The organism is Tardiphaga sp. 866_E4_N1_4, assembly GCF_052076075.1.
GTDB classification, from domain to species: domain Bacteria; phylum Pseudomonadota; class Alphaproteobacteria; order Rhizobiales; family Xanthobacteraceae; genus Tardiphaga; species Tardiphaga robiniae.
The window spans coordinates 4,531,702-4,555,280 of record NZ_CP197242.1 but is presented as its reverse complement, the minus strand read 5'-3'; the positions used below and the strand labels follow the sequence as shown (position 1 = coordinate 4,555,280).

Here is a 23,579-nt window from a genome sequence, read left to right as displayed (position 1 = left end):
ACCTGTCTGCAAGCATGCGCGTCAGACCGCGCAATAACGTTCCTGGATTTCCTTGTCGGCAAGCAATGCCGCCGAGCTACTCTCGTAAACGACCTCGCCCTGGTCCATGATGATCGCGCGATCAGCAAGGCGCAGCGCCCATTCCACATTTTGCTCGACCAGCAGCAGCGTGACGCCCTGATCGCGCAGCTTGCGGAACAACACACCCATCTCCTCGACCAGCACCGGCATGATGCCTTCGGAAGGCTCGTCGAGCAGGATCATCTTGGGTTTGGCGATGGTGGCGCGGGCGATGGCCAGCATCTGCTGCTCGCCGCCGGACATGGTAACGCCTTCCTGATCGAGGCGCTCCTTGAGGCGTGGAAAGCTCTCCGCGATTTCCTCGATCGCGTCTTTCTCGTTGATCTGACCGCGGCTGGCGACGAGACCGAGTTGCAGGTTCTCGCGCACCGTCAGGCCCGGAATGATCCGGCGCTCCTCGGGCACATAAGCAAGCCCCAGCCTGAAACGATCATGGGCGGGCATCGACGTCAGGTCGTTGCCGTCGAATGTCATGCCGCCCGTGGTTTTCGACATCAACCCCATGACCGAACGGATCGTGGTGGTCTTGCCGGCGCCGTTACGGCCGACCAGCGCGACGACTTCGCCCTGCGCCACCGAGATCGAGACCCCATGCAGCGTATGGCTGGCGCCGTACCAGGCGTTCAGGTCTTTGGTTTCAAGCATAGCCATCGTTCTGTCCCAGATAGACGCGACGAACCTCGGGGTCCGTCTGAATGTCGTGCGGCGTGCCATCAGCGATCAGCCGGCCATGGTGCAGCACCAGAATCCGGTCGCTGAGGCCGAGGATCATCTTCATCTTGTGTTCGACCAGGAGGATGGTGCGTTCCGCCGCCAGCTTCTCCAGCAGCGCCACCATTTCCTTGGTCTCTTCCGGCCCCATGCCTGCGGTCGGTTCGTCCAGCAGCAACACTTCCGGATTGGAGATCAGCGCGATGGCAATCTCCAGCGCGCGTTGCTGGCCGTGGGCGAGAAACTTCGCGGTCTCATCGCGCTTGGCGCCCAGACCGACAGCCTCCAGCGCCGCATCGGCTTTGGCATCCAGCTCTGTGAACTTGTTCCGGTTGGTCCAGATATTGTAGCGCGAGCGACTGGCCTGCGCAGCGACACGAACGTTCTCGTGGACGCTCAGATCGGGAAAGATGTTCGTGATCTGATAGGAGCGTGCGATGCCGCGATGCACGAATTCGTGCTGCTTCGTGCCCTTGAGATCGTCGCCCTTGAAGCGGATTGATCCGCTGGAGGGCGTCAGCACGCCGGACAGCACATTGAAGAACGTGCTCTTGCCGGCACCATTGGGGCCGATGATGGAGGTGACGCGGCCCGACCGGAACTCCGTCGTCACGCCTTGCAGCGCGACGAAGCCGCCGAACCTCACTCCGATATCGTTGACGGCGAGAAGCGGCGCGTTCATCGCATGACCTTTGTGAGAAATGTGCCCCAGATGCCCTTGGGCAGAAACAGCACGAACAGCACGAAGATGGATCCGACGATGATCTGCCAGTGCGACGTCCACAGCGAGAAGACGTCTTCCATCACCAGGAACACCAATGCACCGATGAACGGGCCGAAGAAGCTGCTGGCGCCGCCCAGCAGAGTCATCATCACGATCATGCCGGAGGACAGGTAGTGCAGCGAATCCAGCGGCACGAAGGCCAGATGCAGCGCCGACATAGTGCCGCCAAGCGCGCAGATCGTGCCTGACAGGGTAAATGACAACAGCTTGGTGCGCTCGACATTGTAACCGCAGGTTCGTGCGCGACGCTCGTTCTCGCGGATCGCCTCGATGGCGGCGCCGAAAGGTGAATTGAGAATGCGCGAGACCAGCCACAGTGCTGCGGCGGCGAACGCCATCAGCACATAGTATTTGTTGACCGGATCGAGGAAGTTAATGTCGAAGCCGAACAGATTGATCTTGTTGACGGTGAAACCGCGCAATCCGTTCTCGCCACCTGTCCAGGACGGCGTCTGGAGCGCCACGTAATAGACGAGCTGCGCGAGAGCAAGCGTCACCATCGAGAAGTAGATGCCGCGTGTGCGCGTGGACAGCGCGCCCATAACGAAGGCCAGCAGCGCACCGCCAATAACGCCCATCAGCACCGCGAGATACCAGGGCACACCGAACTGGCCGATGGCGATACCGGTGACGTAAGCCCCAGTGCCGACAAAGGCTGCATGGCCGAATGATAGCAGGCCGGTATAGCCGAACAGCAGATTATAGCCGACGGCGACCGTGCCGTAGATCAGGACGTTCACCGCCAGCGCCTTGGACGGCAGCAACCACGGCAACAGACAGAGCGCGAGGATCGACAGCGGGACGCGATATTTGGTCACGAGCGATTTGAAGCGGGCAGGCTTTCGCGCACTGGCGGGAGGAGAAACGGCGAGCGCCGGTGATGTCATGGTCCGCTCCGTTACGCGAGTTTGCCGAACAGGCCCTGCGGCCGGATCAGAAGAACGATGGCCATCAATGCGAACATCACGATAGTCGCCATTTCCGGTGCGAATAGCGCGGTCATGCTGATCACGACGCCGACCAGAAGACCCGCGATGATCGAGCCGACCAGCGAGCCGAGGCCGCCGATGACAGTCACGACGAAGGCTTCGGCCAGCACTAAGGCGCCCATCTCGGGATTAACTGACCGCATCGGGCCGGAGAGCACGCCGCCGAGCGAGGCGAGACCAACACCGAGCCCGAACACCAGCAACCAGACCTTGCTAATATCGACGCCGAGCACCTTCATCATGGTCGGATCTCGCGCGCCGGCGCGCACGATCAGACCGAATTTGGTCTTCTCCAGCCCCAGCCACAACAGCACCACGACCAGGAAGACGACGCCGACAACGAAGATGCGATAGACCGGAAAGAAACCGACGCCGAGATCGACCACGCCGGTCAGTGACGACGGCGTGGGAAACGGAATGCCGTCACTGCCAAATACAATGCGAACACCTTCGACCAGCACGTAACTGAGACCGAAGGTCAGCAGCAGCGGATCGTCGATCGAACGGCCGTAAAGCGGGCGTATCAGGACATATTCGATCGCCATCCCGAACACACCGATCATGATGGGGGCAACGAGCAGCCCCCACCAGAAACTGCCGGTCAATGAGGCGACCCATAGCCCGGCATAAGCGCCGACCATGAACAGCGCGCCATGCGCGAAGTTCACCACACCGAGCATGCCGAAAATGATCGACAAGCCGAGCGCGGTGATCACGAGGATCGCACCGAGGGCAACTCCGGAGAAGAGTTGCATCAGAATGAGTTCTGTATCCATGGACGACGAATGCTTTCGTTAGGCCGGGAAGCCGAGTTCAGTGCAGCTGCGCAGCACGGCCTCCGAAGCCGGCTCATTGGCCACGATGCTGAACAGATCGCTGTCGCCCTTCATATCGGCCTTCTTCTTGGACTCGAGCACGAGCACCGACTGGACCGACTGGTGATCGCATTTGCGATAATATTGCGGGCCCTTGGCGACATCGTATTTCAGGCCTTCCAGCGCCGCGATCACCTTGTCGGTGTCGGTGCCGCCGGCCACCTGCATCGCCTGCAGCAGCGACGAGACGCCGGTATAGCCATAGGCGCCGTAATCGGTCGGGATCGCGCCGCCATTCGCCGCACGATAGGCATCGTTGAATGCCTTGGCGCTCGGCAACTGGCTCTCAAGGCCCCAATAGTAATTTGAACCGCCAACGACGCCTTCGAACACTTCCGGGCTCACCGCTAGCCGCTGGTTATGCAGCAACACTGGCACGACGATCTTGGCCTGCTGCTTGAGGCCGAAATCCACCGCCTGCTTGATCGAATTGGCCTGGTCGCGGCCGAAATTGCTGATGCACAGGATATCCGGACGCATCGAGCGCAGACGCGGCATGAAAGTCGAGTAATCCGCAGCACCGAACGGGTGCATGATCTCGCCAACGGTCTCGGCGCCGATTACGGCCTGCGCACGCTTGAAGCCACGCAGCATTTCATGGCCATAGGCATAGTCGGCCACGAGATGCGCAACCTTGGTGCCCTTCTTGAACGCGTGCCGCGCCACGGCGCCTGCGGTCATCGTGGGATTCAGCGCTTCGTGGAAGGTGTATTTGCTGAAGTCCTTGACCTCATTGATAGTGTCGGATTGGCTGATCGAAACATAAAGCACGCCGCGGGCACGCGTCACTTCATTGACCGCGAGCTGCACCGCGCTGGACAGCGATCCGACGATCGCATGCACCTTGTCTTTTTCGATGAGCTCAAGCGTGCGCGTTGCCGCCTCGCCGCCATTGAGCTTGTCATCGCGCACCAGCAGCTCGATCTTGCGACCGTTAACGCCGCCCTTGTCGTTGAACTGCTTGACGGCGAGCTCTGCGCTCTTGACCTGATCCTTGGCTTCCGCCGCGAACGGGCCGGTCAGCGGTGTCGGAAAGCCGATGCGGATCGTGTCATCGGCAGCGCGTGCGATCCACGGCATGGCGACGACGCTCGCGCCGGTGCCGAGCGCAGCCAGCACATGGCGGCGCGAGATATGATTGCGTTTGGTGTCTCGAATGTCCTTCGTCATGATGTCCTCCGTTTGATTTCTTTTATGGGATCAGATGTGTCCAAGCGCCTTGAGTATTCGCGCCGGTGTCATTGGCACCTGCGCAACCGTGCCTCCGAATGGCTTCATCGCATCATTCATCGCATTAAGCGCTGCTGCCGATGCCGCAGCCGTGCCGGCCTCGCCGACGCCCTTGGCGCCGAGCTGGGTATCCATCGTCGGCGTCTCGACATGTCCGATTTCGATATCCGGCATCTCCACCGCCATCGGCACGAGATAGTCGGCGAGCGAGCCATTGGTGAGCTGGCCGTTGTCTCCGTAGACGCATTCCTCGAAGAACGCCGCGCCGAGCCCCTGCACGACGCCGCCGCGGATCTGCTCGTCGACCAGCAGCGGATTGATGACACGGCCGCAATCCTCGACCACCCATTGTTTGAGGATCTTGACCAGACCTGTCTCAACGTCGAGTTCGAGATGACAGGCCTGGACACCATTGGTGAAGGCAAAAGGATAGCCCTGCGGCGCATAGTGATGCGCGACGGAGAGCTGCGCCTGTGTGCCGGGCGGCAGCGTGTCCGAGCGGAAATAGGCGATGCGCGCTATCTCCGAGAGCTCCATGCGCTGCTGCGCCGTCACAGCGTCGACAATCCAGCCACTGTGAATATCGAGCTTATCCGGCTCGTCCTGTAGGATCGCCGCAGCCACCGCGAGAACATTGGCTTTTAGCTTTTTCGCCGCTTGCAGCGCCGTCTCGCCGCCAATGCCGGCGCCGCGGCAGGCATAGGTCGCGCCGCCATGCGGGGTAGTGTCCGTATCACCTGTCATCACCTTGATGCGATTGCTATCGACGCCGAGATGTTCGGCGACGATCTGCCCGATGATGGTCTCGGTGCCCTGCCCGAGTTCGGTCACTGAAATCGAGCAATGAACATCCCCCGACGGCGTGATCTTGATGATGGCGCCATCCTGCGACGAGATGCGCGCACCGCCGACGCCATAGAAGGCCGGACCGGGATTGGTGATTTCCACAAAGGTGGCAATGCCGATGCCGCGATGAATGCCTTTGGTGCGCAGCTCCGCCTGCTCGACGCGCAGCCGGTCGTAGTCCATCATCTCCTTCAGCTTGGCGAGACAGGCGTGATGCGACAGCGCTTCGAACTGGTAGCCGGTCGGCGACGTGCAGGGATAGGCATCGTCGGGGATCAAGTTGCGGCTGCGGATGTCGAACACATCCTGCGCCGTCTTGTCGGCGATCATGTCCACCAGACGCTCGGTGACGGTACAGGCCACCGGATGCCCAACGGCGCGGTACTGACTCATCTGCACCTTGTTCTGGAATACCACTTGGAGATCAGCCCGGTAATTCCTGAACGTGTAAGGCGCGCCCATCAGGCGGTAGACCTGATTGCCTTCGACCACACTGGTGCGCGGATAGGCCGAGAAAGCGCCGATGCCGGTGACGTCTTCCACATCCATCGCTAGGATCATGCCGTCCGCATCGGCCGCCATGCGCGCGCGGACGCGGTGATCTCGCGCGTGAATGTCGGACACGAAAGATTCGATGCGATCGGCGACGTATTTCACCGGGCGCCCCAGCATGATGCTGAGCCCGACCACCGCCATGTCCTCGTGATACATGTGCAGCTTCATGCCGAACGAACCGCCGATATCCGGTGCGATCACGCGAACGCGGGATTCAGGAAGGCCGTAGTGGCGGGCATAGATGTCCTGGAACTGATACGGCGTCTGCGTCGCATGATGCACCGTCAATTGCCCTTCGCTGGCATCGTAGTCAGCGATGATCGCGCGCGGCTCCATGGTGACCGCCGTGTGGCGGCCGAAGTGAAACTCCTCTTCCACCACATGGGCGGCGCTGGCGAAGACATCCTCGACACCACCGGTATCGATCTTGCCGTGGAAACAGAGATTGCTGCCGAGTTCCGGTGAAATAACCGGCGCATCCGGTGCGCGCGCAGCGTCGATATCGACAACAGCGGGCAGTTCATCGAACTCGATATACACCGCCTCGGCTGCGTCTTCAGCCAGCGCGCGCGTATCGGCCACGACCGCGACAACCGCCTGGCCGGACCATACGACCTTGTCGATCGGCAACGGCAGCTGTGGCGGCGACTTCATACCCTTGAAGTGATCCATGGTACCAACCCATGGCGTGCAGAGCCTGGCAAGGTCCTCGCCGGTGGCAACCAGCCGCACGCCAGGCATCTCGCGCGCCGTCGTCGCATCAATCGAGACGATGCGGGCGTGCGCATAAGGACTGCGCACATAGGCGACATGGAGCATGCGCGGCAGCGTGATGTCGGTGACGTATCGGCCGCGACCGGCCAGCAATCGCTTGGCATTCGGACGCGGCACCGAGCGGCCGATATACGAATTCGGACGATCCAGTGGGGTGAGCACGCTCATGCGCCAACCTCCTCGGGAGCCGAAGCATTCGCGCCCGCATGACGATCGCGCGCGACCTTCTCGATCGCATCGACGATCGCCTCATAACCGGTGCAACGACAGTAATTGCCCGACAGTGCGTCGCGAATGTCCTCACGCGACGGCACACCTGACTGCGACAACAGGGCGTGGGCTGTCATCAACATGCCGGGCGTACAGAAGCCACATTGCAGGGCGTTGCGCTGATGAAACGCCTCCTGAAGATCGGCAATCGCAGCGCGCTCGGTGAGACCTTCGACGGTCTCGATGGCCGCCCCGCTCGCCTGCACCGCGAAGGTCAGACAAGAATGTACGACGCGGCCATCCAGAATAACCAGACAGGCGCCGCAAACGCCCATCTCGCAGCCGGTATGGGTGCCGGTCAGTTCCAGCGTCTGGCGCAGGAAATCCGCTAGCGTGATGCGCGGCGCGATGCTGCGCGACACCTCAGCGCCATTCACCGTCATGGTGACATTGACGAGATCGCTCATGCGCCCTGCCTCTCGATCTCGCCCAGCAGTCGACCGAGAAGAACGCGCGCAAGATGGCGCTTCATGGCAGGCGGCGCGTGCTCGTCTTCAGGCGGATCGAGATCGTCGCCAACGACGGCCTGCGCCGCAGCGATCGCGGCCTGATCCAGCGTCTTGCCGATCAGACTGTCCTCGGCCTGCCGGGCGCGCAGCGGCGTGCTGCCGACGGAGAAGAACGCAATACGCACCTGTTTGACGACGTCATCGACGAATTCGGCGAGAACACCGCAGCCGACCAACGCAAAGTCGCCACGCCGACGCGCAAGCTCATGAAAGGCCCAGCGATGACTGGGCTGAACCACCGGCACATGAATCGCGACAAGCAGCTCGCCCGGTTCGATCGCTGTCTGAAACAGATCGAGGAAGAAATCGTCGGCCGGCACGCGGCGTACGCCGTCGCGGCTAGCAATTTCGAGCTCGGCGCCCAGCGCCAACGTCATCGCCGGGAATTCCGACGCAGGATCGGCATGAGAGATACTGCCGCCGAGGGTGCCTTTGTTTCGTATAGCCGGATGCGCCACATGCGGCGCGGCTTCGCTGTAGAGCGGCGCGTGCCGGCGGATCAACGGATCGGTCAGCACTTCGTGATGGCGGGTGAGCGCGCCGATGCGCAACCAGTCACCCTGCAGGTCGACACCACGAAGCACCGGGATATGCGCGATGTCGATCAGCAATTGCGGCGCCTGCAACCGCAAGGCAAGCGCCGGCACGAGGCTCTGGCCACCTGCGATGTAACTCGCATCGTCGCCGGCTTCCTCGAACGCTTTCAAAGCCTCCACCACCGTGGAAGCCCTCACATAGTTGAACGCCCTCGCCTTCAACGTCTTCTCCCTAAACGTCTCGCGGACGTCCAGTTGTGACCATTTGGTCGGAAATCTAGAACACGTCGATTTCCCCGGGTCAACTTAAAATGACCATTTGGTCTCTTTTTCGAATTGAGCTATTCAGAACTCCCGCAACGCGAAGCAAAAATGGCAAAAAAGCCCATCAAATCAGTCGAAAAGCCACCGCGTCGCAACATGCGCGCGGCGGAGCGCGAGCGCTTCATCGTCGATGAAGCCGTGAAATTTTTCGCGGAACACGGCTTCGGCGGGCAGACGCGCGAACTGGCGAAACGCATGGGCATCACCCATTCGGCAATCTATCGCCACTTCCCGAGCAAAGAGGCGCTGATCGAACGCGTCTATGAAGAGATCTATCTCAGCCGCTGGTCGCCGTCCTGGGCCGGCCTGATCCAGGATCGCACGCTGTCGCTGCAGGCCCGGCTGTCGCGCTTCTATCTCGAATATGTCGAGCAGGTCTTCGAATACAACTGGGTGAGAATCTTCGTCTTCTCCGGGATGAAATCGTTCGACATCACCAAACGGTATCTTCAGATCGTCCGCGAACAAATCATCGAGCCCGCCTGTTGCGAACTTCGTCACGAGTTGAAGCTGCCTTCAAGCGATCAGGTCCCGCTGTCGGAGCGCGAAGTCGAAATGTTCTGGGGTTTGCACGGCCGCATCTTCTATATGGCCATCCGGCGTTTCGTCTACGACACGCCGACACCGGAGCGACTGGACGACATCGTCAACGACGCAGTGAGGGTGTTTCTTGATGGCTCAAAACAGCTGATGCCTGAGCTTGTACAATCGGCATCATGACATTTGTAGCACAGCAACGCCGGCAGATTGATCAAGCTGCTCGAGCGCATGAAGTGCAGCTACGGAGCCAGGTTCTGCCGCGACATTGATGTGACCCGGCACCGGCGCACGCATTTTGCGTCGAAAGAGTGAGATCGCGCCACACCGACATTACGGGCTTTCCGAAGTGCGACGCCCGAAATGGGCACCCGAGGTCGGAGAGAAGCTTGCTGTCGTCGTCACGAGTGCAACTGCAGCAGAGGAAAGCGAAACGCGCGTCACCGAGTATCATTTCTCTCAGCGATACTTATGCGCGCTTGTGTAGTTCCTTCACCGCATCGGGACTATCGAAAGTACCGCTGCGAACAGATTGAATCGTTACGCACCGTGCCAACACTTCTCTGATACCAGCCTCCAAGTTTTAGCACAATAAACTCACTGTTTCGTCCGGTGCTGCGACAAACTCCCGCCTCAAACGTAAACAAACGTTAATAAGGTGGCCCAGATATCCAGTCGTGATGAAGACTTCTCTGATGCCATTTCGCCTGAGCCATTTGAGCAGGAGCTCGAGTACGGGCCGCGATCCGATCGGCATAAGCGGTTTCGGCAAGATGGATGTATGCGGACGCAAGCGCATTCCCTTTCCGCCGCATTGAATGACAGCCTTCATATTACCCTCCTGTGTTGCTGAAGCGCGCAATCGTTCATCATATCAACGCGACAGCCCGACCTGGTGCTGATGGCCAAACCGGAATGCCATTGACGAGAAAACTAGACGCTGACTATCCACGCGTCTTCGTGCGTTTGCATGAGATGTCGGAATGATAGTTGGATTGCGCGCGAGCACTGTATTGCAGCGGCAAAGCTGCAGCTCGCAGTGGTGCATGATGGGACGAGACAGACCGAACCGGACTTCGGCTGCATCGCTGGCGCGCGATATCGCGAGGCCCGATTAACATCGCTGCGCTTAGAATGACGACGACAGCGCAACGAGCCGGCTTTTCAGAAAGCCTGTTAGAAACCCGGCATCCCTCACGCGCGCGAGCGACATCGCACTAACCGTTGCCCAAGATCGGTGGAATGATTTATTGAATCGCGTCGCAAGAACACGCGCGATCGTCAGCGCCTCACGTATCCATGTTCGATCGCTCACCGGCGCGAGCGCCACGCTCCGACAATCACCGGTCGGCGCGACTTGCTCGCCTACGCCAACAATCGCTGACTATTTGCCGATTCGTGCCGCGCCGCAGATCTTTCCGTTGATGCCCTTACGGATCAGACCATCGATGCGCGAGACCTCAATATGATTTGGCTCGTGGTTGATCACACCCAGTGGCACTGGCGTCTCGTTTTTCTTGATCTCGGAGATCATCGCAACGGGATTTGAAAGCCGACCGTTCGAATCGCCTGCTAAAGGCGGAGAGTTGCTGTTTGCCGGTTCTGCCAGTGATCCGTTGTTCATCCCCCAAATCGCTGCCTGTGTCCGATTCTGGACACGGAGCTTGCGAAGGATCGCCTTGACGTGGACTTTTACAGTTGCTTCGGCGATATGGATCGTCCGCGCGATGCTTTTGTTGGAGGCACCTTCAATCAAGCAGTGCAAAATTGATTTTTCCCGCGGAGAAAGCTGCGGCGTGGTCATATCTTCTGTAGCGATAAGAATCGCCTGCGTCTTGTTTTGGTCGCGCGACCCCGTCTCGCCTGGGTGACTGCCTTCGGGAGCAAGAACAGATGATAGAAATGCCGGAGGAAAGATCGTTTCACCCATCATTATCAGTTCGATGGACTTTATGAATACATCGCAGGTCATGACGTTGACAAAGTAGCCGTTGGCACCTGCCCGAAACGCAGAAGCCAGTTCGTCCATTCGATAATGATCGGCCACGATCGCAATGCGCCCGCCCGGATGGTAGTCCCTGAAAAGTTCGATTTGTTCAATCGCGGCGTCAAAATCATCGCCGGTGTGAGCAATAAGAAGCAGAGGCTGGTGTGCTTGCGGTTGACCCGGGAGCAAATCATCCACGCTTGATACTGAGGCTAGGATACGAAAATTTGCTGAGCGTAAAATCCTGGCAAGACCTTCTCTGAGTAAAGTATTTTTCCCAACGAGAATTGTAAAAAAAGATTGTTGCCTCCGCATCGCGACCCTCCCAACCATACGCAACTGATTAAAAAAAACTGAGCGATTGAAATTCAGCTCATTCTTGGTGATCTGTCGGCGGTTAAGCCCCGCTTCTTCGGCAGAAATTTTGGCATTGGAATATTTTCAGTCGGCAAGAAACTCTGTCTTTTTAGAAGCATTTCGTCGTCGAATTGAAGACGCCTCCCTTCTCGTTTGCGACGATTTTATGAATGTTAGATGCGAATTCTCGATCTCCCTATATACCTTTAGTTATAGGCGATGGGCCGGTACTGAGGGATGTCGTTCATAATAGTAAACGGGGGAATCACCGCAGACTTCGCAGAGGGAGTGCGTGCTTCGTCATACGGGGCATCTATCCTTGAGTGACAGTTTCAGATACGTCCACCCAAAGTTGTTACGTGTTTTCTTTGTTGCGTTGCGATGTAGCGTAACAAATTTGAGCCTCCAGAAAATTAGGCTAAGAAGGGAATATCCGGGGTCGCGTGGAGTTTAAGTTTTGGGGGGCTAGGCTGAGGACCGCCCATGCGTTGCACCAGTGTCGTGATCGCAGACCGCCATCCTGTGGTTCTGCAAGGTTTGACGAGCGTGCTTGAAGCGCAAAACGGCTTCAAGATTGTCGCGTGCTGCAGCACTGGCCCGAGCTGTATCGAAGCGATTCGAAATTTAACGCCGGACATCGCCATTATAGACATCGAAATGCCGGGCCTGACCGGGCTGGAAATCGTTGCCATCGCCAACTCCGAGGGGCTTTCAACGCGGGTCGTCTTTTTCACCGCTGTCGTTGAAGATCGCCAACTGGCTTTATCGGCCGCTGCTGGCGCCTACGGTGTCATCCTGAAGGACATGCCGCTCGAACCCCTGGTGCAGTCCTTGCGGGAGATCGCGGCTGGCCAAAGGCTATTGCCGCTTCCCGCGGTCAATCACGTTATGCCTTCCGAGCAAAAGAGTATCGCGATCACGGAGAGTGTTCTGGCGGTGCTGACAGAGCGCGAGCGTCAGATCATGCGCCTGGTCTCTGAAGGGTTGTCGAACAAGGAAATTGGGCGCCGGCTGAATATTGCTGATGGCACCATCAAGCAACATCTCCATCACATCTATCAGAAGCTTGAAATCAACAACCGGACAGTGCTTGCGGCGCTTGCCATATCCCACAACGAACGTGGGGGCTTTCTTGAGGATCGGGCTCTGTCGGTTCATTGTGATTGAGCGTCTGCAGTCGCACTGCCGACCCGTGTGCCACTTCCACGCTGATACGGGCGCTGATTGGCGCACAATCCTGATCGGCGACATTCACCTTGCCGCCAGCGCGGAGGCCGAAAGGACCCTGATGTGCGCTTTACTACCCTGCCGACATCAGTAGGCCTTCTTCAGCAAATCGCTGGGGAACCTGCATTGCCAGTCGCGCGGCGCCAAGCCCCGCGGCAATCCGGTCGCAGCAGAAAAGATGCGAGTGAAGTGGCTTTGATCCGCAAAGCCACAAGCCTGTGTAACATCGGCCAACGGCATATCGGTCTTCATCAGAAGATCTCGGGCCTGCTCGACGCGCTGGGACAGTGTCCACTGGCCGGGCCACGAAGCCACCACGCAGGATAGACCGGGAAGAAACCACGGTCTTGTCTGTAAGTCATCGGTATTGAACGATCGGCCACCACGCGGCGTTCCGAACGCTTCTCCGCGGCCTGACTTGCACCCCTCTGCCATGCTTCGGAAACTATATCGATGCATGCAGCCGTGCATATCGATGCGCCGACGTAGGTGCATGAGATCGTGACCACCGCCGAACTTGTTGCCGCCATCAGGAGCGAAGCAAGATAGGCTTGGGCCTGTCGCCGTCCTTGCCATGTCGATAGCCGAGCCGACGCTGAAATAGTACGGCACGACCTCTCCCAGACAGCAGTCTAGATAGATCATCTTCGGCGCGTCCGGCCATGCGAGCGATACAGTGCAGCCGCTCGCGGTCGCCAACCGCTGTAACTGCTCGTGGACAACGGGCAGAACTCTCATATTACTCAGTAGCGAAAAAACCGGCATCAGAACGCGCGGACGGAACTGATATTTGCCACCGACGGGTTCGTAATCGAGGTAACCCGCGGCCACCAAAGCTCGGGTCAGCCGGGACACGATCGGCTTCGAAGGTACTCGACGATATTTCCAAGACAATCTCGGAGAAGCCTATCGAACGCGCTTGTATCGACCGATTGCACCGAGACGGGACAATCCCATAGGGCGGAGCCCTCGCGGTCGTTGCGTGGACGCACTACGAGGCCCACCATGAAATGTTAGATTCCAATCATGGTTCTACACGGAATACTCGTACGGCAAGCCGCCCCTTGGCAGCACAGACCCACGATCATTCGCGCGATAACTCACGGTGAGCCAAAATGCGGCAGCACCTAACGAGGCGGTGGCACCGCTGCCGGAGGCCTCTCGTCTACTGCAACTTTCTGAATGCTTGGCCGATCTGATTGCGCTAGCCAGGCTAGGCGCGTCTCAATACCGTCGCAGACGGATTTCGCCGGCTCAAATTAAGCCGGCTCGACCTTGAACAGACAATGATCGTGAGCGCCTTCAGCCTCGCAATAGACCTCCTGCGCCCGCAGCCTGACCTCACGACCGGCACTTGCGGCAACATATTCGAGCGAGCCCTCGAGCCAAGACGCAAACATGTAACACACCTTGCGACCGCTGTTGCGGCGCTCGCCATCAACCATTGCCGAATTTCGCAAGCGCACTGTCGCCGTCCCTGCTTCCGGCGACACGTCGAGTACATCAAATTGGCCCCATCCGCGCTGCGTGATGCGGCGCATATAGTGACGGAACACATCGATGCCGGACATGCCGTGGAATTCGGCTTCCTTCTCGCACCAGTAATAGGCCGAGCGATGGCCGGCCGGCCGCAGAATGCGCTCCAGCTCCGCCGCTCCCACCGCCGCCTCGATGGCGAAGTGGTTGTTCATATAGAAATGCTGCGGCACCAGAATCATATTGGTCGCGTCGACCGACCAGCGCCCGGTCTGGTCGTCAACATTGATATCAACCTGCGGCTTCCCCATCTCAGGCTCCCCAGACGGTCTTCAGGAGATTAACCCAGTTATTGCCAATGACGGCCTCGATGCGTGAGGCCTTCCAGCCGCGCTTCTCCATGGCGGCGGTAAGGTTCGGCCATTCGCCGATGGTCTTGATGCCTTCGGGATTGATGACGTCGCCGAAATTGGTGAGGCGGCGGCCATATCCCTTGTCATGGGTGATCCAGTCGAAGAATTCCTGGCCATAGCCCTGCGTGAAGTCGGTGCCGATGCCGACGCTGTTCTCGCCGCAGATATCGATGACGTATTCTATTGCCTCGACATAATCGTCCACAGTCGATGCCGGACCGCGCTTCAGGAAAGGCGGGAACATGGTGACGCCCACAAAGCCGCCGTGATCGACAATGAAGCGCAGTTGCTCGTCGGACTTGTTGCGCGGATGCTCCTTCAAGCCGGCTGGCAGGCAGTGCGAATAAGCAACCGGCTGCTTGGAGGCGAGGATGACATCTTCGCTGGTCTTCGATCCGACATGCGACAGGTCGCAGAGGATGCCGAGGCGGTTCATCTCGGCAACGACCTCGCGACCGAAGTCGGACAGGCCACCGTCCTTGGACTCGTAGCAGCCGGTGCCGACCAGATTCTGCGTGTTATAGGCCATCTGGATGATGCCGACGCCGAGCTCCTTGAACAGGCCGAGATAGCCGATCTGATCCTCGATACCAGTGACGTTCTGCCAGCCCAGGATGATGCCGGTCTTGCCTTCCTCCTTGGCCTTCAGGATGTCAGCGGTCGTGTAAACTTGCTTGAGAATGTCGTCGTTGTCTGCGAACCAGCGCTTCCACTTGACCACATTGCGCATGGTGGCTTCGAAGCCTTCCCAGACGCAGCAGGTGCAGTTGGCGGCGGTCAATCCGCCCTTGCGCATGTCCTCGAAGACCGGACGCCCGAAATCCGAGATGATCAATCCATCGACGACGATGGCGCTTTCATGGATGGTTGAGGACATGACGTTTCCTTTCAGATGATAGTCTGACTTTTCGTTGTGATGCGGCAGCCATATCAGCTAGCGCGACGTTCTTTCTGATCAGTGCGCTCCACCGAAGTAGGCGCTTTGGACTTCCTCGTTCTTTGCCAGCATCTCGGAGTCGCCCTGGACGATGATCTTGCCTTGCGACAGCACATAGCCGTAATGGGCGATCGCAAGGGTCTGGTTGACGTTCTGCTCGACCAGGAGGACCGTCACACCGGTTTCGTTCAACCGGCGCACGATGTTGAAGTTCTCCTGCACGAACAGTGGAGACAGGCCCAGCGATGGCTCGTCAATGATCAGAAGCTTGGGATCCGTCATCATTCCGCGGCCGATCGACACCATCGCCTGTTCGCCGCCGGACATGGTGCCGGCAAGCTGCTTGGCGCGCTCTTTCAGGCGCGGGAACACCTCATACACCTTGCCAAGGCGCGCTTTGACCGTCTTCTCCGCATTGACGAGATAGGCGCCAACCCGAAGATTCTCTTCGACCGTCATCTTCGCGAAGATCCGGCGCCCTTCGGGAATGCAGGCAATCCCGAGACCGACGATCTCGTGGGTCGCCATCTGATCGAGCGCCTTGCCTTCGAAAGCGATGGAGCCGGCGCGCGGCGGCGTCAGTCGCAGGATTGAGCGGATCAGCGTCGACTTGCCGGCACCATTGGAACCGAGGATACAGGTGATCTTGCCCGGCTGCACGTCGATGGAAATGCCGGACAGCACGTCGGCCCGATCATAGGCGGTGAAGATGTTCTCGACTGTGAGATGACCGCTCATGCTTGCCCCAGATAGGCTTCGCGGACCACAGGATCAGCCGCGACATCACGGAATTTGCCTTCGCAGATCTTCTTGCCGTAGTTCAGCACGACGCAGCGATCAGTGACACGTTCGATCAAGCCCATTTCGTGCTCAACAATGATGATCGTGAGCCCGCCGAGCGATTTGCGGATGCCGAGAATTTCATCCACCACCTGATCCGTCTCGTCATGGGTCATGCCGGCAGACGGTTCATCGAGCAGCACAAGCTTTGGCTTGCCGATCAATGCGCGGCAGATCTCAACCCTGCGCCGATCGATCATGCCGAGCGAGATCGCTGGATCGAACAGTTTGTCCGGCAGCGCAGGATTGAAGACGCGCAGCAGCTCGCGAGCTTCTTCCGCGATCTTCTGCGTTTCCGCGGCGAATGATTTCCGCTGCACGATATTGTGCCAAAGGCCATTGTTCAGCGTTCGCTGCGCACCCAGCGCAATATTGTCGAACACCGATAGCGACAGGCACAAGCGTGATCGCTGGAACGTGCGCGACAGGCCATAAGACGAGATGTTGTGAGCCTTCTCGCGGGTGATGTCGATGTCACCCAGCAAGATCTTGCCTGCACTTGCGGAATAGACGCCGCTGATCACATTGAGGAACGTGGTCTTACCGGAGCCGTTCGGCCCGATCAGTCCGAGCACTTCGCCATTGCGGACGTCAATGTTCAGCTCATTAAGTGCGAACAGGCCGCCGAAACGGACCGTCAAGCCGCGGCTCTCGAGCAGCACGTCGTTGGACAAGCTCGTCATGCGCTTGCCTCTGTATGCAGTTTCCGGACCCGGCGCGCCACGAGGCCGTCCGGACGCATGGTCAGAATCGCGATGACCAGAACGGCATAGAAGATAAGCCGGTATTCCTGGATAAACTGAAGCTTTTCGGGCAGCAGGACGACGATCAGTGCCGCCGGCAGCACGCCCCAGCGATTGCCGATGCCGCCCAGGATCACGATGGACACCATCACCAGCGAGTCGCCGAATGTGAAATTCGCGGGTGCGATGAACCCAGTCATTTTCGCATAGACCGCCCCCATCAGGCCGGCCAGGAAGTTGCCGATCGTGAATGCCAGCACTTTCCAGTAAGCTATCTTCAGTCCGAAAACGGATGCTGCGGTCTCATCGAGGCGCACCACATCGAACCAGACACCGACCCATGAGCGGTCCAGCAGTCCGACAAAGATCATCGCCAGCGCCGTCAGAATGCCGGTCAGGATCACGTAATTCACATAGGACGACAGCACGAGGCCGAAGATGTGGATGTCATTGGTGAAGTCCCAGCCGAACAGATTGATGCCGGGAAGCTTCAGGCCCTGCGGACCGCCAAAGAAGTCATTCGCATCGAGAAAGACGTTGAACATCACGCCGAACGCCATGGTCGTCAGCGCGCCGTAATGTCCGCGGGTGCGCAGCACCGGGAGGATGAGCAGCGAGCCGATGAAGACCGCGACCAAGCCGCCGCAGACCAGAACCAGCGCATCGGGCAGACCGCCCTGCTGTCCCAGCATCGCTGCGGTATATCCGCCGGTGCCGGCGAAAGCTGCGGCTGCAAAGTTGGTCAGGCCAGCATAGCCCATCTGCACAGTGAGGCCGAGGCAGATCGTCGCGTAGATCAGCACCGTTGCCAGCATCAGCAGGCCGAAATTGTCGTCGCGCAGCACGAAGATGACAGCGAGCGAGGCCACCGTGATCAGGCCACGCAGCAGCCAGGGATTTTCCGAAGCGGCGACTTCCGTCGCGGCGACGCCTCCGAACCGAGCGGCGCAGAAGCAGACCGCAGCCGTGATCGCCAATGCGGCGCCCAGCAATTTCTGGTTTTCGATCAGGACCAGCGCCGTGAGCGCCACTGCAGCGAAGGCCACAGCAACAAACAGCGGCCACACCGGCACCCGTACAAGCGTCCGAGAGGTCGGCGTCATACCCGCTCGCTCCCGCGTTCGGCGAGAAGCCCGGTCGGTCGCCAGGTGATGAGGACGATGATCAGCACGAAAGCGAACACGTTCTTGTAATCGCTCATCGACGGCATCGCGGCAACGACGAAAGTCTGCAGCCCTGCGAACAGATAGCCTCCGATGATCGCGCCCCAGATATTGCCGAGACCGCCCACGATCGCAGCCGTGAAGCCGATTACGGCCAACAGCAGGCCCATGCTATAATTGATCTCGCTGTAATACAGCGCATAGATCATGCCGGCGAAGCCTGCGGTGATGGAGCCCAATGCAAAGGTCAGCGGGATGATGCGACCGAAATTGATCCCCATCACACGTGCCGTTTCGGTGTCTTCGGCCACTGCCCGCATCGCGAGGCCGAATTTGGAGTGGTTGATGATCCAGTAAACGGCGCCGATCGAGGCGGCGCCGGCAATGATCAGAATGATCGCGTCGGTGCGAAAGAACGACGGACCGATATTGAAGCCTCCGGCCGGCAGCAATTCCGGAAAGCGCTGTGGATTCGTGCCATTCGGAAAGAACAGCCGGATGGCTTCACGGATGGCCGTACCGACCATCATCGTCATCAGCAGCATATTAAGCGGCGGCGCATTGCGCAGCGGCATGATGAGGAAATGCGAGATGCCGGCGCCGACCACCGCGGTCAGTGCCATTGCCACGCACAGCGCGACAATGAACTGCAGAGGCACCGACAGTCCCAGCGCATTCGCCGCCCAGACGGCGACGAGGCCTCCGAAGGCGCCGAGCGTGAGCACGTCCCCATGCGAGAACTTGATCACGTTCATGACGCCGAAGAAGATGGTGAACCCCATGGCGACGAGGCCATAGATCGTTCCTTGCATCAAGCCGTTCAGCAGGTGTTGACCGATCATACCCATGGGATGTCCCGACGATCCGCGCTTACGGCAGGTTCTTGAGCTTGCGCTTGCCGGACACGTATTCGCTTTCTTCCCAGACCACCCACTTGCCGTCCTGGACGACATAACTCGTGGTCAGCGGCGTGATGTTCTGGCCATGGTCGTCGAAGGTGACCGGACCGACGATGGACGGACGGTCCTTCACATCGCCAAGGTCGGTGGTAACCTTGGCGCGATCCGGCCCGACCTTCTCGATGGTCTCCATGACCAGACGGGTGGCGACATAGGCGAACGGTCCATAAGCTTCCGGCGGTTCGGAATAGCCGGCAGCCTTGTAGGCATCCGAGAACATCTTGCCGCCCGGCATCTTGGACAGCGGCGGGCTGTCGAAGAAGGTCAGCGTGCCTTCGGCGAGCTCCGGACCAGCGGCGTTGACGAACGCGTCGCCCATGATCCCGGAATTGCCCTCCAACTGCGCGTTGATGCCGAACTTGGCCATCTGCGTGCGGAGGCGCGCGCCGAGCGGCGTCAGGCCACCAAAATAGATGACCTCCGGATTGAGCTCCTTGATCTTGGTCAGCTCGGCCGACAGATCCTGCTGATCCGGCGGGACCGAGAAGCTGCCCAGGATTTCATTACCGTTCTCGAGCGTGAACTGGGTGAAGTACTTGTTCATCGACTTGCCGTAGTCGGTGGAGTCGGCGAAGGACACGAACTTCTTGTAGCCGCGTGCCTTCATGAACTGTGCGCCAATGCGGTTCTGGCCGATCAGGATGCCGCTGACGCGGTGCACTTCCGGATACTTCTTGGCATAGGTAATTTCGGGCAGCACGGCCGCCCACACGACCATCGGCATCTTGAAGCGATTGAAGATATCGACGGTGGCAATCGCGGTAGCGGAACAGTAATGCGGGATCGCGGCAATGATCGAACGATCGGACGCGATCTTGGTGACGACCTGCACGCCCACGTTGGGCTTGCATTCGTCGTCAAGCACGACGAGCTCGTACTCATATTTGGTGCTGGGCTCGGCATTCATCAGCTTCACGGCCAGTTCGGCCGAGTTGCGTCCGCCAATACCGTGAGGCGAAATAGCGCCGGTCAGCGGACCCACGAAAGCAATCTTCACCTTGTCCTTGGCGAAGGCCGCGCTGAAGCTGCCAAAGGCCAGTGGCAACACGCTCGCAACGGCCAATGCGGCCAAACCACGCTTGCTAATCGTCCCCATCGCTGATCCTTCCAGGTTGATCCAGCCTGCAACGCTAGTGGTCCGCGAATGCGGCAGATAGGATGCACGCGCGCTGTTGCTTGTAGAATTGCGTCATAACTACCGAATATCGACCGCCTGTTCTTGGTTCGCGCGCCGACTGCTCGTCGGACTATTTTGCGTAGCAAACACAATGATTTCCGCTGCGCTGCAAAATTCATCGCGAAGATCAAATCTTGGCCTGTCGATGCTTTTCAAACGAGCATTCGTCGTCGCATTGCGGGCGCTAGAACACCACCGTCTTGCGTCCATTCAAAAGGACACGACGCTCGAGATGAAGCCGCACGGCGCGCGCCAGCACTCGCGACTCGATGTCGCGCCCAACGGCGACAAGATCGTCCGAGGACGACGCATGCGTCACCCGTTCGGTCTCCTGTTCGATGATCGGGCACTCACATAGCGCGACGCCAGAAATGCCTCAGTCGCGGTGGCGACGACCGACGCGTAGTCGATCGTCTGTCCGATGTCGTCCGAACTGGCCGCGTCGCAGAGGTCGATCTGCAGATCGATATCGATCACGAAGCGCTGCCCCAGTTGCGCCTCGTGATCCAGCAAGCCGTGGCACGCGTGAACATTCAGCCCCTGGATGAGTATCCCGTCCGCCTGCCGCTCTCCGACACGCTCCATCAAGCGGCCTGATCAGGACCGATAGATCGGAAACGACGCAACCAGTTCGGCGACGCGGCCGCGTGTCTTTGCCTCGACCTCCGGCGCTCCCTTATCCGGCGCGCCAGAATTCGCATCCAGGACGGCGGCAATGAGCTTGCCGACTTCTTCGAATTCACCGACGCCAAAGCCGCGCGACGTCGCCGCCGGCGAGCCGAGCCGGATGCCCGACGTGATGGTCGGCTTCTCCGGATCGAACGGGATACCGTTCTTGTTGCAGGTGATGTTCGCCCGCCCGAGCGCCGCCTCGGCGAGCTTGCCGTTCAGGTTCTTCGGCCGGACATCGACCAGCATCAGGTGATTGTCGGTGCCACCGGTGACGATCGGATAGCCGGCCTTTGAGAGCGTGTCCGCCAGCGCGTGCGCATTGGCGACGACGTCGGCCGTATATTGACGGAACGATGGTTGCAGCGCTTCGCCGAACGACACGGCCTTGGCGGCGATGACATGCATCAGCGGCCCGCCCTGCAATCCCGGGAAGATCGCCGAATTGATCTTCTTGGCGATGTCCTCGTCATTGGTCAGGATCAGTCCGCCGCGCGGGCCGCGCAGCGTCTTGTGAGTGGTCGAGGTCACCACATGCGCATGCGGGAACGGCGACGGATGGGCGCCGCCCGCCACGAGGCCAGCAAAATGCGCCATGTCGACGAACAGGTAGGCACCGACCGCATCCGCGATGCGGCGGAACGCAGCAAAATCCCAGAACCGCGAATAGGCCGAGCCACCGGCGACGATGACCTTCGGCTTATGCTCCACTGCCAGTTTCTCGAGCTGCTCCATGTCGATGGTGCAGTCGTCGCGACGAACGCCATAGCTGACGACGTTGAACCACTTGCCCGACATGTTCGGCTTGGCGCCATGGGTGAGATGACCGCCTGCGGCGAGATCCAGACCCATGAAGGTGTCGCCAGGTTTCATCAGCGCGGCCTGATTGGCCTGGCTGCCGGAATTCGGCTGCACATTGGCATAGCTGCAGCCGAACAGCGTCTTGGCGCGCTCGATCGCCACCTCCTCGACTTCGTCGGCGAAGCGACAGCCGCCATAGTAGCGCCGGCCGGGATAGCCTTCGGCATATTTGTTGGTCAGCACCGAGCCCTGCGCCTGCAGCACTGCACGCGATACGATGTTCTCGGACGCGATCAGTTCGATCTCGTCACGCTGCCTGCCGAGTTCTCCGGCAAGCGACGACGAGATGGTCGGGTCTGCTTGGGCGAGATCGGTCGTGAAGAATGCCTCGCGTTCGGCTTGGGTCATGGTCTTCCCTCAACATTCTGCCAGATTGACAGCGAGACCTCCCAGTGAGGTCTCCTTGTATTTCGATTGCATGTCGCGCCCGGTCTCGCGCATCGTCGCGATCACCTTGTCGAGCGGCACCACGTGGGTACCGTCGCCCTGTAATGCGAGCGACGCCGCATTGATCGCCTTCACGGCACCAAAAGCGTTGCGCTCGATGCATGGCACCTGCACCAGCCCGCCGATCGGATCGCAGGTCATGCCGAGGTGGTGCTCCATGCCGATCTCGGCCGCGTTCTCGATCTGCTCATTGGTGCCGCCGAGCACCGCCGCAAGTCCCGCCGCCGCCATCGAACAGGCCGAGCCGACCTCGCCCTGGCAGCCGACTTCCGCGCCGGAGATCGACGCATTCATTTTGAACAGCGCGCCGATAGCGGCAGCAGTCAGCAGGAACACGCGCATGTTTTCAGGTGACGCCTCGCGGCAATGGTCGCGGAAATAGCGAAGCGTGGCCGGGATGATGCCGGCCGCGCCATTGGTCGGTGCCGTCACCACCTTGCTGCCGGCCGCATTCTCCTCGTTGACCGCGATCGCATACAGACTGACCCAATCCATCACCTCATGCTGGGCGCGGCTGTTCGAGCTTGCAGCGGCGACAAGGCGTCGATGCAGTGAGGGCGCGCGGCGCTTGACGTTCAGCCCGCCCGGTAGCTGCCCCTCTTTGGTCATGCCGCGATCGATGCAGTCCATCATCACCTGGATGATGTGATCGAGCCGCTGCTCGATCTCCTCCGGCGGGAGCGACGACATCTCGTTGGCCATGACGATCTGCGCAATCGACAGACCGGTTTTCGCACCGATCTCGAGCAGCTGCTTGCCCGACCTGAAAGGATGCGGGACGGGAACGTCCTCGACAATGCCGACGACGCCGACCTGCGCTTCCGGAACGACAAAGCCGCCGCCGACGGAGCACCAGCGCTCGCCGTGAAGAACATGACCAGCCGCATCGAAGGCGGAAAGCGCCAGCGTATTCGGATGGTTTGGCGGCTCGGTCACACCGTCGAAGATGATGTCATTGGTGAAATCGAATGGGACATTGCGCCGCTCGGCCACCCGCAGCGTGCCCGCCGCGCGGGCGCCATCGACCAGCGTCTCCGCTTCTTCCGGATCGATCGTTTCCGGAAACTTGCCTGCAAGACCGAGAACGACCGCCTTGTCGGTGCCATGACCGCGACCGGTCCAGGCCAGCGAGCCGAACAGCTCGACCTTCACGCGCGCGAGATCCTTCAGCAGACCACGCTCCGCAAGCTGGCTGGCAAACAGCGCCGCGGCCTTCATCGGTCCCATCGTATGTGACGACGACGGCCCGATGCCTATCTTGAAGAGATCGAACGTTCCAATCATCGCGCGGTCTCCAGGGCG

Annotated in this window: 22 protein-coding genes and 2 pseudogenes; 2 read left to right on the top strand and 22 right to left on the bottom strand. The window is 59.7% G+C overall.

All coding sequences use genetic code 11. The annotated features are described in order from the left end of the window. Positions 1 to 21 precede the first annotated feature (21 nt). The 8 genes from AB8B20_RS22065 to AB8B20_RS22030 are packed head-to-tail and all read right to left on the bottom strand — an operon-like array spanning position 22 to position 8,382. On the bottom strand, positions 22 to 726 hold the full coding sequence (locus tag AB8B20_RS22065; protein WP_092140474.1) for an ABC transporter ATP-binding protein: 705 nt from the start codon (positions 724 to 726) through the stop codon (positions 22 to 24). Further along, positions 719 to 1,474 (bottom strand): ABC transporter ATP-binding protein, encoded by a 756-nt coding sequence (locus AB8B20_RS22060; RefSeq protein ID WP_439073587.1) that lies wholly within the window; start codon positions 1,472 to 1,474, stop codon positions 719 to 721. The genes AB8B20_RS22065 and AB8B20_RS22060 overlap by 8 nt, the downstream gene beginning before the upstream one ends. Beyond that, on the bottom strand, positions 1,471 to 2,463 hold the full coding sequence (locus tag AB8B20_RS22055; protein WP_439073589.1) for a branched-chain amino acid ABC transporter permease: 993 nt from the start codon (positions 2,461 to 2,463) through the stop codon (positions 1,471 to 1,473). Before AB8B20_RS22055 ends, AB8B20_RS22060 begins: the two co-directional genes overlap by 4 nt. Before the next feature lie 11 nt (positions 2,464 to 2,474). Beyond that, a complete protein-coding gene (locus AB8B20_RS22050) occupies positions 2,475 to 3,341 on the bottom strand; it encodes a branched-chain amino acid ABC transporter permease (protein ID WP_439073591.1) in 867 nt (288 codons plus the stop codon). An 18-nt stretch (positions 3,342 to 3,359) separates the two neighbouring features. Next, a complete protein-coding gene (locus AB8B20_RS22045) occupies positions 3,360 to 4,610 on the bottom strand; it encodes an ABC transporter substrate-binding protein (RefSeq protein ID WP_439073592.1) in 1,251 nt (416 codons plus the stop codon). A gap of 30 nt (positions 4,611 to 4,640) precedes the next feature. Beyond that, a complete protein-coding gene (locus AB8B20_RS22040; RefSeq protein WP_439073593.1) occupies positions 4,641 to 7,013 on the bottom strand; it encodes a xanthine dehydrogenase family protein molybdopterin-binding subunit in 2,373 nt (790 codons plus the stop codon). Then, positions 7,010 to 7,522, bottom strand: a complete 513-nt coding sequence (locus AB8B20_RS22035; RefSeq protein ID WP_439073594.1) for a (2Fe-2S)-binding protein — start codon at positions 7,520 to 7,522, stop codon at positions 7,010 to 7,012. The genes AB8B20_RS22040 and AB8B20_RS22035 overlap by 4 nt, the downstream gene beginning before the upstream one ends. Next, positions 7,519 to 8,382, bottom strand: coding sequence for an FAD binding domain-containing protein (locus AB8B20_RS22030; protein ID WP_439073596.1), 864 nt, complete (start codon positions 8,380 to 8,382; stop codon positions 7,519 to 7,521). Before AB8B20_RS22030 ends, AB8B20_RS22035 begins: the two co-directional genes overlap by 4 nt. Positions 8,383 to 8,532: 150 nt before the next feature. Here AB8B20_RS22030 and AB8B20_RS22025 point away from each other — a divergent pair, with 150 nt between their 5' ends. Then, positions 8,533 to 9,204, top strand: coding sequence for a TetR/AcrR family transcriptional regulator (locus tag AB8B20_RS22025; RefSeq protein WP_231078470.1), 672 nt, complete (start codon positions 8,533 to 8,535; stop codon positions 9,202 to 9,204). 460 nt (positions 9,205 to 9,664) lie between these two features. On the opposite strand, the pseudogene AB8B20_RS22020 reads toward AB8B20_RS22025, so the two are convergent. Together AB8B20_RS22020 and AB8B20_RS22015 are read right to left on the bottom strand one after the other, a co-directional pair. Then, positions 9,665 to 9,853 (bottom strand): annotated as a pseudogene (locus tag AB8B20_RS22020) (nucleotidyltransferase family protein); the annotation flags it as partial. Positions 9,854 to 10,405: 552 nt separating this feature from the next. Beyond that, on the bottom strand, positions 10,406 to 11,323 hold the full coding sequence (locus tag AB8B20_RS22015; RefSeq protein ID WP_093758231.1) for a LuxR C-terminal-related transcriptional regulator: 918 nt from the start codon (positions 11,321 to 11,323) through the stop codon (positions 10,406 to 10,408). A gap of 525 nt (positions 11,324 to 11,848) precedes the next feature. On the opposite strand from AB8B20_RS22015, the gene AB8B20_RS22010 reads away from it, so the two are divergent. Then, positions 11,849 to 12,532 carry a LuxR C-terminal-related transcriptional regulator gene (locus AB8B20_RS22010; protein ID WP_439073597.1) on the top strand — a complete coding sequence of 228 codons (684 nt, stop codon included), beginning with the start codon at positions 11,849 to 11,851 and terminating at the stop codon, positions 12,530 to 12,532. Between the two features lie 147 nt (positions 12,533 to 12,679). Here the strand turns inward: AB8B20_RS22010 and AB8B20_RS22005 are convergent, their stop codons facing one another. The 12 genes and pseudogenes from AB8B20_RS22005 to AB8B20_RS21950 form a co-directional block, all read right to left on the bottom strand. Next, entirely contained in the window at positions 12,680 to 13,447 is a 768-nt protein-coding gene (locus AB8B20_RS22005) for a helix-turn-helix domain-containing protein (protein ID WP_244528100.1), read from the bottom strand. Between the two features lie 404 nt (positions 13,448 to 13,851). Continuing rightward, positions 13,852 to 14,379, bottom strand: a complete 528-nt coding sequence (locus AB8B20_RS22000; RefSeq protein WP_093757974.1) for a 4-vinyl reductase — start codon at positions 14,377 to 14,379, stop codon at positions 13,852 to 13,854. Between the two features lies 1 nt (position 14,380). After that, positions 14,381 to 15,358: a dipeptidase gene (locus AB8B20_RS21995; protein WP_093757973.1), complete on the bottom strand. Its 978-nt coding sequence runs from the start codon at positions 15,356 to 15,358 to the stop codon at positions 14,381 to 14,383. 78 nt (positions 15,359 to 15,436) lie between these two features. Further along, positions 15,437 to 16,156 carry an ABC transporter ATP-binding protein gene (locus AB8B20_RS21990; protein ID WP_439073600.1) on the bottom strand — a complete coding sequence of 240 codons (720 nt, stop codon included), beginning with the start codon at positions 16,154 to 16,156 and terminating at the stop codon, positions 15,437 to 15,439. Next, positions 16,153 to 16,941 (bottom strand): ABC transporter ATP-binding protein, encoded by a 789-nt coding sequence (locus AB8B20_RS21985; protein ID WP_231078498.1) that lies wholly within the window; start codon positions 16,939 to 16,941, stop codon positions 16,153 to 16,155. The genes AB8B20_RS21990 and AB8B20_RS21985 overlap by 4 nt, the downstream gene beginning before the upstream one ends. Further along, positions 16,938 to 18,104, bottom strand: a complete 1,167-nt coding sequence (locus tag AB8B20_RS21980; protein ID WP_439073602.1) for a branched-chain amino acid ABC transporter permease — start codon at positions 18,102 to 18,104, stop codon at positions 16,938 to 16,940. Before AB8B20_RS21980 ends, AB8B20_RS21985 begins: the two co-directional genes overlap by 4 nt. Further along, positions 18,101 to 19,012 carry a branched-chain amino acid ABC transporter permease gene (locus tag AB8B20_RS21975; protein ID WP_068737795.1) on the bottom strand — a complete coding sequence of 304 codons (912 nt, stop codon included), beginning with the start codon at positions 19,010 to 19,012 and terminating at the stop codon, positions 18,101 to 18,103. Before AB8B20_RS21975 ends, AB8B20_RS21980 begins: the two co-directional genes overlap by 4 nt. A gap of 22 nt (positions 19,013 to 19,034) precedes the next feature. After that, on the bottom strand, positions 19,035 to 20,219 hold the full coding sequence (locus tag AB8B20_RS21970) for a branched-chain amino acid ABC transporter substrate-binding protein (protein WP_439073604.1): 1,185 nt from the start codon (positions 20,217 to 20,219) through the stop codon (positions 19,035 to 19,037). 265 nt (positions 20,220 to 20,484) lie between these two features. Continuing rightward, positions 20,485 to 20,658, bottom strand: a pseudogene (locus tag AB8B20_RS21965) (formyltetrahydrofolate deformylase); the annotation flags it as partial. Beyond that, complete coding sequence (locus AB8B20_RS21960; RefSeq protein ID WP_439074054.1) at positions 20,616 to 20,885, bottom strand: dihydroneopterin aldolase; 270 nt, start codon at positions 20,883 to 20,885, stop codon at positions 20,616 to 20,618. The gene AB8B20_RS21960 and the pseudogene AB8B20_RS21965, both read right to left, overlap by 43 nt. A 12-nt stretch (positions 20,886 to 20,897) precedes the next feature. Beyond that, positions 20,898 to 22,178, bottom strand: coding sequence for a serine hydroxymethyltransferase (glyA, locus tag AB8B20_RS21955; RefSeq protein ID WP_439073605.1), 1,281 nt, complete (start codon positions 22,176 to 22,178; stop codon positions 20,898 to 20,900). A 9-nt stretch (positions 22,179 to 22,187) separates the two neighbouring features. Further along, positions 22,188 to 23,561: an L-serine ammonia-lyase gene (locus AB8B20_RS21950; protein ID WP_184512755.1), complete on the bottom strand. Its 1,374-nt coding sequence runs from the start codon at positions 23,559 to 23,561 to the stop codon at positions 22,188 to 22,190. Positions 23,562 to 23,579: the final 18 nt, after the last annotated feature.